At 51.2% G+C, this 10,671-nt stretch carries 8 protein-coding genes; 2 read left to right on the top strand and 6 right to left on the bottom strand.

Translation table 11 applies throughout. The features are described from left to right. The 6 genes from AACZ40_RS11470 to AACZ40_RS11445 form a co-directional block, all read right to left on the bottom strand. Nucleotides 1-589: MFS transporter (locus AACZ40_RS11470; protein WP_339674469.1), on the bottom strand; the 589-nt coding region annotated here is incomplete at its 3' end. A 398-nt stretch (nt 590-987) separates the two neighbouring features. Further along, nucleotides 988-1,863 carry an ABC-2 family transporter protein gene (locus AACZ40_RS11465; protein ID WP_291180129.1) on the bottom strand — a complete coding sequence of 292 codons (876 nt, stop codon included), beginning with the start codon at nt 1,861-1,863 and terminating at the stop codon, nt 988-990. Continuing rightward, nucleotides 1,860-2,891 carry an ABC transporter ATP-binding protein gene (locus AACZ40_RS11460; RefSeq protein ID WP_291180132.1) on the bottom strand — a complete coding sequence of 344 codons (1,032 nt, stop codon included), beginning with the start codon at nt 2,889-2,891 and terminating at the stop codon, nt 1,860-1,862. The genes AACZ40_RS11465 and AACZ40_RS11460 overlap by 4 nt, the downstream gene beginning before the upstream one ends. Nucleotides 2,892-3,003: 112 nt before the next feature. Further along, a complete protein-coding gene (locus tag AACZ40_RS11455; RefSeq protein ID WP_291180135.1) occupies nt 3,004-4,068 on the bottom strand; it encodes a hypothetical protein in 1,065 nt (354 codons plus the stop codon). 207 nt (nt 4,069-4,275) lie between these two features. Then, nucleotides 4,276-6,336 carry a carboxy terminal-processing peptidase gene (locus tag AACZ40_RS11450; RefSeq protein WP_291180138.1) on the bottom strand — a complete coding sequence of 687 codons (2,061 nt, stop codon included), beginning with the start codon at nt 6,334-6,336 and terminating at the stop codon, nt 4,276-4,278. 426 nt (nt 6,337-6,762) lie between these two features. Beyond that, nucleotides 6,763-7,374, bottom strand: a complete 612-nt coding sequence (locus tag AACZ40_RS11445; protein WP_291180141.1) for a TetR/AcrR family transcriptional regulator — start codon at nt 7,372-7,374, stop codon at nt 6,763-6,765. Between the two features lie 503 nt (nt 7,375-7,877). Between AACZ40_RS11445 and AACZ40_RS11440 the strand changes: the two genes are divergently transcribed. Together AACZ40_RS11440 and AACZ40_RS11435 are read left to right on the top strand one after the other, a co-directional pair. After that, on the top strand, nt 7,878-8,888 hold the full coding sequence (locus AACZ40_RS11440) for a DUF1559 domain-containing protein (protein ID WP_291180144.1): 1,011 nt from the start codon (nt 7,878-7,880) through the stop codon (nt 8,886-8,888). 54 nt (nt 8,889-8,942) lie between these two features. Beyond that, a complete protein-coding gene (locus AACZ40_RS11435; protein WP_291180147.1) occupies nt 8,943-10,631 on the top strand; it encodes an aldehyde dehydrogenase family protein in 1,689 nt (562 codons plus the stop codon). Nucleotides 10,632-10,671 lie beyond the last annotated feature (40 nt).

Raw genomic sequence — 10,671 nt, 5'->3', positions numbered from 1 at the left:
CATACATGACGATCGCAAAATAACAAAGCCCCAGAAACGCGGGGATTCCGAACAGGGCATAAAACTGTGCATTGCCTGGCGCAAACGAATGGAGCATCCAGTCACTGGTTTGTGTCCCCAGAATCATGCCTACAAATCCACTGCTGCCAAGACTGCCAATCACCTCGGTTCGACGGTGGTGAGGAACTTTCTGCTGGATGTGAACCACAGAGCAGGTAAACATACCAGCGATCCCCGTGGCAAAGCACATGCGTAACGCAAATATTTCCCAGCCCAGGGATCGGCAGAGCGTCATGCCACCGGCACCCACGACAAAGATTACCGCAGAGAGAGCCCAGAGAAGCCTCACTCCATAACGATCGATGCCCTGTCCAAGAAAGAAACGGGCAATCAGAGCAACGAAGAGGCCACAGCTGACAATATCGCCGACCAGTTCTTCGGTTCCACCCAGATAGGTAACCAGATCTGCGAAGCGGAAAGTGATGGCGTTCGCGGTGACCAGCATGACATTCGCCAGGTAGCACAACCAGAACAGCCGATTGTAGATAGGTTCCTCTTCGTCACCGGGGATAATAGGGGTAATTGACATTTGATTTATTTTAGTTAGGACATATTGACGCATTCAGGCCCAGAAATCTCTGGTAACCGCCGGTTTCGACCAGCACTATTGAAAATCGAAACCCTGACCGGCGGGAACGGGCTTGCTCATCATCTTGATATTCGTAAGTGAGGCAGCAGGCGGGTATAACGACTGGACACGAACAGACGAAATTAAGTTCGTCATCCAGTGGGAGGAGGAGCCTCTCGTAACACAAATAGAGACTTGTGAAGAAAGTGCCCTGAACCCTTATGAATAGATTTTAGCAGAACGTCTGGAGTTCGTCTAAGGGAGAAAACCGGAAAGTTGACAGTTCCCACAGAGAGATCAGTCCTCAACGGGCTGATATGAAGAGTATGTGAAGGCAGAAAATCCCTGTATTCAGGGATTTATCCACCGAAAGCGCTATAGCGACGGATGCCCCGCTGAAAGGCGATGCGATTTAGAGAAAACAGGACAATGATCCAGACGACCTCAATAGACAATTCGAAAATCAGTTCCTGATGGGTATATTTCCCCAGAATGACGGTTCCCGGGAAGTAGGCGAGGTACTTGAATGGCAGCATCTGCATCCAGCTGCTTAAGGGTTCCGGAAACAGGTCGAGGGGGATCATATGTCCGGAGAGGAAATAGTTCAGCATCATGTAGATGAAGATCAGCGAACTGACTTCGAGGAACCAGAACGCGATCAGGCCGATCAGGGACTCGATTAAAAAACCGACGAGAAATGCCATCAACAGCGATAACACCCAGGCACCGATGGTAAAGGCATCCGGCCAGCCGGTGAAGTAATCGCGGCAGAGATAGAAGAGAAGTATGAACGGGCCGGTCGCAACCATGTAATAGACCAGTTTATGCGCCATGCGGGCCCAGAACAGATAACCCAGCATGTCGATCGGCTGAATCAGATATTTTTTAATCGTTCCATCCCGTACATCATTAGCGATGCCATTGGCCAGTCCGGGCATGCTGGAGAACGCGCGACCGACCATGACCAGGAGGTAATAGGCGACCATTTCCTGGTAGTTGTAGCCTTTGATGGAAGCGACGGGTTTCGTGGAATGGATGCCATAGATCGCACCCCAGAGAAAAATCTGGGTGACGATGGGGAGGAATCTGACGAATGTGGCGAAGACAAAGTCTCCTCGATAAACGAGGCGTTCCTCGACCGAGGTCTTGAGGATAATCCAGTGAGTTCGCAGGCTGGCAATCATAGGTCTGTTATCAACGGGAGAGAAATTCAGATCGGGAGAGGATGGTTTCAATCAGAGGCAGACTGCAGGACGTTCTGTTCGTCCTGCAGACGCCGGGCATCATTTTTCTGCTCGGTGAATACTTCTGCGATCACCTCTTCCAAAGGCCTTTCCTGCACACCCACATCCAGGATGCGATATTTGGAAAGGAGATTTGAGAGAATTTCCGGTATTTTGTTACGGGGAACTTTCAGCTTCACACGCGGTGCTTCATTCTCGATGACTTCCCCCCATTGGGAAAAGTCGCGGGGCATATCGTCACCATCAAATTGTACATCCATGATTTTATAATTACTGAATCGATCGAGGATATCACTGAGGGGGCCATCATGTTTAATCTGCCCCTGATTGATGATGACGGCGCGTTTGCAGAGGGCCTCCACATCTTTCATGTAGTGACTGGTCAGAACAACGGTCGTTTTCTGTTCGATCTGATAGTATTTCAGGAACTCCTGCACGCGGCGCTGCGAAACCACGTCCAGACCGATCGTGGGTTCATCCAGGAGTAATACGTCCGGTTTATGCAGCAGGGCGGCAATCAGTTCCATCCGCATCCGTTCTCCCAGCGAGAGTTCCCGTACCGGTTGTCCGATCAGGTGGCGGACTTCGAGCAGGCTGGTCAGCTCATCAATGCGGCGTTCATACTGCTGTGGATCAATGCGGTAGATCTCTTTGTGCAGCCGAAACGATTCCTGGGCGGGCAGATCCCACCACAGCTGGTTTTTCTGTCCCATTACCAGGGAAAACCGGCGGCGATATTCATTTTCCCGCTTCCAGGGTACATGTCCCAGCACCGTGGCTTCTCCCGCAGAGGGGAAGATCAGACCGGAAAGCAGCTTGAGGGTGGTCGTTTTCCCGGCACCATTGGGACCCAGAAAGGCGACGATTTCCCCTTGTTCAATCGTAAAACTGACATCGGATACAGCGTGAACCGTTTTATAGTCGCGCCGCCACAATCCCTTGATTGAGGCGAACACTCCCTCATTTTTCTGGTAGACTTTGTAGGTTTTTTCCAGGTTTTTGACAACAATGGCATTCATGACCTCATCTTACGGTACCCGTGGTTGCTGGTCGAGCGACAAACGGGGCGATTCAGAAAAAACGCTGGCGCAAGCAGGATTTGATGGGTCAGCCAGGTTCTCAGTGGAGAGATCAGGAAGCGGCGGCCAGCGCTTTGCGAATCTGACAGGCGATGAGAGGATCGCACATGGCTGCCGTCGCCAGATGGGTGGCATTGGCACCGGCGGCCAGAAACGCCTGCGCATCGTCGGCAGTACTGATTCCGCCACAGGAAACCAGATCCGGGCGAGGTCGTCCGGCGGGGAGTTCTGAGATCAGCTCTGCAAACAGACGCAACTGGTCCAGGGAAACCTGTTTTGTCGCTGCGCCACAAATCCCGCGCTGTTCTCCTGAGAAAAGAGGAGTTCCCTGCTGATTCACAACGGTTGTGGCCACACTGTTGGTCATGACAATTCCGGAAGCAAACGGCAGCACCGCCTGGAGAAATTCCCGGGCGTCCGCTCGGGCCGACAGGTGGCCGATTTTGATCAGATACGGAATCGTACCTGTGACTGCTTTGACACGGCTGGCAACCAGGGCCGCCGCTGCAGGCTGCTGGTAGAGCTGTCCATCTCGTGTGCAGACATTCGGACAGGAAAAATTGGTTTCGATGCAGTCGGCACCACTCTCGATGGCCCACTTTGCACAGCGCGCGTAATCATCCGCCAGATCTTCAAGTGACCAGTCAGGCTGCAGGCTGCCTACGACAGAGACAGAAAGCAGCTTCTCCTCCGGCAGTTGCCTGCGGGTCTGTTCCACATCACGGCGCCAGACATCGGGATCCGCGGATGGCATTCCAAAGGAGACCGCCCAGCTGCCCTGCATTTCTGCGGACAGTGACACCTCGGATTCAGTTCCTTTCAGTGAGGAGGTCTGCACCGGTTGCAGATTGGGCAGGGGATAACAGACGCGGGAAGCGGAACGAACGGTTTTGTAGGTCAGCACATCAAAGCCCAGGCTGGCATAATACAGGACCCATTTCCCGTTTAATAAGGGACCAGCGGGAATCCCCAGGGGAGAGGGGACCGGCAGTCCGCAAAATGACCATGAGCCCGGGACAGCGGGAATTTCCTGGTGAACGGGTTCGGGGGCGTGCTCGTAATTCCACTCGTAAGTCTGTTGTGGATTATAGCGGGGAAGAACTTCTGAGCCTGGCATATCGGAACCTGAAACTGAACCACGGGTACAGGAATCTGATTTCATTATAAGCGATCCCGCGACTCCGGTTCCAGGCAGTCATTATCGGATGAAGTGAATGTTCCGACAGTAAAATAGAGATGTCAGGCAGAGATCGAAATAAAAAACTCCGGTCTCTGAAGTCAGAGACCGGAGTCAGGGGGAATTCTGTTTAAGGTTGAAGCAGGATTAACGTTGAACGGTATTCATGTTTTTGAGTACGTTCATGTAATCGACAGTGATATTCAGGATTTCGTCGTTGTAGTGATCCTTTTTGAATATCTCTTTGTCAGCTGCTTCTTTCTTTGCTTTTTCTTCTTCTTCCTTTTTCTTATCTTCTTTGTCTTTGTCAGTGGACAGTTCTTTGCGTCGAACAGTCTCATTCAAAGAAATGGTTTTCTGGTTTTTCTTCTCCAGGTATTTGTCGATCTCTGCCTGGGTTTCCTTGAACTCCTTGTCAGCGACAATCCGCTTTGCGCTGGACTGTTTCAGCTGATCCAGAATCTGGGGACTGACCAGGCCGACAGGAGCGAACTGGGCAACCTCTGTCTGATCAAACTCCATGGCATCATCCAGGAAGGATTCGCCCAGATCCATATTGTCAATCAGTGAAGGCAGTACAATGTCAGAGCGAACGCCCCGGTTCTGGGTACTGTCACCGTTAACGCGATAGAACTGGTTGATCGTCAGTTTCAGTGCACCCAGGTCCTGGTCTCGCAGGAAGGTGAACATTTGGTTGCTCACAGGCATGACATTCTGCACGGTGCCTTTACCGTGTGTCGTGGTGTCACCGATAATGATACCGCGTTTGTAGTCTTTAATCACACCAGCAAAAATTTCTGAAGCGGATGCGGAGAGCCGGTTACAGACAACAACCAGCGGTCCCGTATAGACAGCACCAGGTTCGACATCGCTGTGGACTTTCCGTTCGCCGTCCATCTGTTTGACCTGCACAACCGGGCCTTCATCGACAAACAGGCCGGAGACTTCGATGGCTTCGCTGAGTGCACCACCACCGTTGAATCGCAGGTCGACAACGACACCATCGACGCCACCCTGGTCCCGGAAGTCATTCAGTACTTTGCGAACATCACGGGCGGTACTTTTGAAGTTTTCATCACCCCGCTGAGCACCGCGGAAATCGCGGTAGAAAGAGGGGATACTGATCACGCCGATGCGACCGGTTTTGCCGGGAAGTCTTTCTCCGGTTTCAATAATCTTGCCTTTGACTTCCGAAGTGCTCAACTCGATTTTTTTCCGAGTCAGTTCGTAAGTTTCAACGGCATTGTTCTTTTCTTTCTTGACCCGCAACTGGACGATGGTGCCGCGTTTGCCGCGAATGTAGCGGACGACTTTGCTGAGTTTCATTTCCACGACATCAACAAATTCGCCATCTTCCTGAGCGACGGCGACGATTTTATCACCGGGTTTCAGGCGTCCGTCGGCATCAGCTGCACCGCCGGGTACGATTTCGGCAACGACAGTGAAACCATCTTCAGACCGCAGGGCGGCACCGATGCCGTCCAGGCTGAGTTCCATGCTGATACGGAAGTCTTCCAGGGTCTGGGGAGACATATAGCTGGAGTGAGGGTCAAAGCAGTGAGTCAGAGAGCTCAGGTACATTTCCAGTTTTTCAGACTTATCAGTCTGTGCCATGGTTCGCAGATTGTTGCGATAGCGTTTGTGTAACTGTTCGCGTGCTTCTTCGAGCTTGGTATCTTCGAGGATCAGATTCAGCAGATCGTATTTGACACGCTTTCTCCAGCGTTCATTCATCTCTGACTGATCTTTGGCAAAGTCCTGTTCTTTGGCATCGACGACAATCGATTCATCAATATTAAAGTCATGATCGACATCAACCAGCTGCTGAGCATATTCCATCCGTTCCTCAAGTCGCTTCAGGTAAAGATCAAATGACTCATAAGCGAAGTTGACATCACCCACAGCCAGTTTGTCGTCCAGCTGAGTTTTGTCCTTGTCGAAACCCTCAATATCTGATTTATAAAAATACAGTTTTTGCGGATCGAGTTGTTTGATGAAACGCTTCATCAGTTTTTGAGAAATTTCATCATTGATGGGTTTGCCACTGATATGAAAGCGGCTGACCATCGCACAGACCCGTTTGGCTGTGGTCGAATCACTGGCTGAATCAGAAACAGTAGCCTGCTGCGCAAAAATAGCGGTTCCCAACAGGAAAACCATACAAAGACTGAGAGCAGAGGCCGCTTTTGAGGGAGGATTTAACTTCATAAGTTTCGTCCGTTACTTGGATTTGAAGTGATATAGAAAAACCGTTAGTGAGATCTGCAGTCGAGCAGAGCCTCACGAATGTCAGCCGTTTGATATTATAGGATCAGAGAAAACAGAACAAGGTGACATTTCCTGGACCATCTTTTTACAACTGTCTGCCAGTGATCGTTTTAAACAGAAAAATACGATGAGAAAGACAATTTCAGTCCTTTCGGGGTCCAGTAGGATTTAATACGTCGGCGGAAGGAGCAGTGTTGGTCTTTATTTACAGGAATTCGGTAATGTGCGGATCTTGATTCCAATCCGAGCCTGGGGAATTCAGAGCCTTGCTTCCGAGGAGAAATATTATTGCCAGTAAGATGTTCGTAAGGTGAATTTATTCAAGTGCTTACGTTCCGCTGTTTGCGATTGGATAGCGGAAGCGGGCTATCGAGGCTGCAGCAGTCTGGTGATGGTCTGCAGGCAGGCATTCCAGTGAGTCTGAAATTCATCAGAGTCGACTTTATGGCCGGATATGAGTTGTGCCATTTGAGGCAGAGTGGCGGGGAAAAAGACCAGCGCGGTAAAGATCAGCATCAGGCAGTCAGGATCAAGCTCTTCAGAAATGGCTCCTTCAGACTGTGATAGCTTCAGGCGTTCGATGTGGTTCTGGTAGTACTCTCTGCGCCATGCTTCATCGATCAGCGGTTCTCCCTGATTCTGTTGCGCTTCGTTGAGCAGGACACGCACATAATTCTGATCACGCAGGTTTTCCTTGAAATAGAACTGCAGGACCTCGGAGAGTTCTCGAGGAATTTTCTCAACGCTTTCGTTTCGTTCTTCGAGTTTGCTTTTCAGGGCCGCTTCGAACAGTCCCTGTTTGTCGTTGAAATAGCGGTAAATCAGGGATTTATTGAATTTCGCCTGCCTGGCGATCGCTTCGATCCGGGCTCCCTCCACACCCCGTTCAGCAAACTCTGCGATGGCAGCTTTGAGGATGGCGTCGTGTGAACTGGTTTCCTTTTTGGGGGGGATTTTCCCGACTTCAGTCGAACTCATGCTGGCTCCGTATGTGGAAAGGAATCTGAAGTATAGCTGGAGCACTTGTGGAAGGGAAGAAGGGCAATTCCGGGGGCGAGTTCCCTGTCATCGTAATGAACCAGTAATTTTTCAGATTTTTGTTGAAATCGAAAAGCGGCGGGTTTAACATCGAGATAAATAGTAACGGTAACGTTACCGGTTATCTATTCTTTTTTTCGAAGAAAAACACTGAATCCGGCTCACAATTTAAAGAGCCAGGAGGTTTTTCCTTTGAGAATAGATAATTATGAGTTGTGAAGTTTCCCTTTGCGTGATGATTTTGAAGTCGTGAATTCACCCGTTCGACAGTCTGGTTAGGGTGGAATTCTGTCTGGGTCTTCAGGATTTCAAAAAGGGATCGCTTTCGGAGTGTGTGTTCGCGTCTTTTCACTGAGTGGTCCGTTTCCAAGCGGCTTACCAGAATTCTGATATTTTCGATTAAGACCTTTCATCAATCATCTGGAAATGCGAGGAGAAGCGCTATGCAACGTCGTAAGCCTCTGAGGAGAGGATTCACACTCATTGAATTGTTAGTCGTAATTGCAATCATTGCTATTCTGATTGCGTTGCTGCTGCCTGCCGTCCAGCAGGCCCGTGAGGCAGCCCGTCGAACGCAGTGCAAAAACAATCTGAAGCAGTTCGGACTGGCGATGCACAATTACCACGAAGCCCACCGCATGTTTCCCCTGGGAGCCAGTCTCCGCACTGGTTCATCAGGTGGGGGTGATTTTTTTGCGAGCGGGATTGTGATGATGTTGCCTTATTTTGATCAGGCGAACCTCTCGAATCTTTATGATTCCGTCAAGCCCTGGGAACAACAGGCTCCCGCAGTCGCGCGGACGGTGCTGCCCATTTTTGCCTGCCCTTCCAATGTGGGCGCGAATCCGATCAATGAGCCTGCTCTTGCCAGTGTCGTTCCCGCCGGCGGAACTTATGGAATCACCACCTATATCATGTGTCGGGGATCGAATGTCGCCTGGTGCAGTTCCAGCAATCATTCCAGTGCGGTGAAAGGGATGTTTGACCTCAACCGCGGCGCACGCATGTCAGACATCATGGATGGTTCCAGTAACACGATTGCCATGGGTGAAGCAGCGACCGGACCTCAATTCAAATTATGTGAAGGTCAGGGCTGCACCACCGGGCCTGCGACGCCGGTCGAAGCAAGTCAAGGCTGGATGATCGCGCAGCCTCCCCCATCCGATTTCAAGGCAGGCCTGTTCATGGGGCCTCGTGCGAGTGTGTTCGGAAGTACTTCCGACCGCATCAACAAGAAATTTACCACTGAAACACTGATCGATCTGGCCAACTTCACAGACTGCACGTTTGGAACCGGGGCAGATGCCACCAGCAATTTCCGCAGTCAACATGTGGGGGGAGCCCACTTTCTCTATGCAGATGGGTCAGTCCATTTCATCAGTGAGAATGTTGACCTGGGAACCTATCAGGCTCTCTCTACCATCCAGGGTGGGGAAGTGGTAGAGGCTCCATAAACAAGCCTTTACTGACGACTCGAACTTGAGTGCGGTTTAGAAACTGAGGGGGAAGTGACTCTGCATCGACAAAGTGTGAAGGGTTTGAACCTGTCTGAAATCGACCAGGCGCTGGAAGAACTGACAGAGTCCAGCCAGTCAGAGGTGGGACTGTCAGTGGCCCGCCGGATTGAATTGACCGAGCAGTGTCTGCGCTGTCTATCCCAGGCCGCCAGAGACTGGGTTGATCTGGCGTGCCAGGCGAAACAGATCCCGCGGGAGGACGCTGCCTGCGCAGAAGAAGTGTTAGCCGGCCCGGTCTCAGTGGCCCGGTTTCTGCAGGTGTTGTTGCTCAGTCTGAAAGCCGTTAAAGACGACGGTAAGCCGCGATTACCGGGAAAACCTGAGTTAAAAGCGGGAGAGCAGATTCGGGTACCCGTGTTTCCGACGTCGGGGATTTATGATGCTCTGGTGTTTTATGGATTGACGGCGGAAGCCTGGCTGAAACCGGGAACGACTACAGCAAACCTGTTTGATCTGACTCGCCTGGAAAGTTCGGAAAACTCTGCTTTACCCCTGACACTGGTGCTGGGAGCAGGCAATGTTTCAGCGATCCCCGCGACTGATGTGCTGACGAAAATTCTGCAGGATGGCGAACGGGTACTGCTGAAAATGAATCCGGTGAATGCATACCTCAAGCCGGTGTTCGAGCGGTCCTTTGCCCCGCTGATTGATGCCGGGCTGCTGAGGATTGTCAACGGTAAAGCAGAGGTTGGCGCTTACCTGGTTGCGCATCCCGCGGTCGAACGGCTTCATATTACGGGCTCGACTCAAACCCATGATGCGATTGTCTGGGGCAGTGATCCGGAAGAACGTCGTGCGAGAATAGAAAGTAACCAGCCTCTCCGGGAGATCCCGGTGACGAGTGAACTGGGCAATGTTTCTCCGTGGATTATTGTTCCCGGTCACTACTCCGAAAAACAGTTACAGTTTCAGGCGGAAAACATTGCGGCTTCCATCGTGAATAATGCTTCCTTCAACTGCCTGGCGACCAAGGTCATTGTGACTTCCGCCAACTGGCCGGACCGGGATCGATTTCTGACGATGATCGAACAGAAGTTGCAACAGATTCCTCGACGCTACGCTTATTATCCGGGCGCGCCCGAACGCTGGCAACGTTTTGCCGGCGCTGAACCTGATGACAGAGAGTATTTACCCTGGAGACTGATTCGCGATGCCGATCCGGCGCAGTCACCTCATCTGTTTCAGGAAGAATCATTCGTCTGTGTCTGCGCGGAAACTGCATTGAGGGCGGAATCAGTCTCAGATTTTCTGGAGCGGGCGGTTGAATTTGTGAATCAGGATGTGTGGGGGACTTTGTGTGCCACGATTACGGTTCCCGATGCGTTTCGCAAATCAGATCACGCGATCCTGGAGCGTTGTATTGGAAAGTTGAACTACGGAGCCGTGGGGATTAATCACTGGCCGGCTTTGAATTACGCGTTCATGACGACTCCCTGGGGAGGGGCACCGGGAGCGACATTGCAGGATGTCGTCAGTGGGATTGGAAATGTGCATAATACTTACTTCCTGACTGACGTGGAGAAAACTGTGCTCTACGGTCCATTAACCCTGTTCCCCAAACCAGTCTGGTTTCCATCACATCCCAATCCGGAAGCTGTCGGCTGGCGTCTGTTGGACCTGTATACGAAACCCTCACTGGGCAATCTGTTGCGCACCGGATTAACGGTTGCGTTAAAATAACAAATTCATCTCAACTCATTTCTAAACAGGTATCTTTGAT

This window comes from uncultured Gimesia sp., assembly GCF_963972345.1.
Taxonomy (GTDB): Bacteria; Planctomycetota; Planctomycetia; order Planctomycetales; family Planctomycetaceae; genus Gimesia.
The sequence above is the reverse complement of the archived record's forward strand: the minus strand, read 5'-3'. Positions and strand labels throughout refer to the sequence as shown.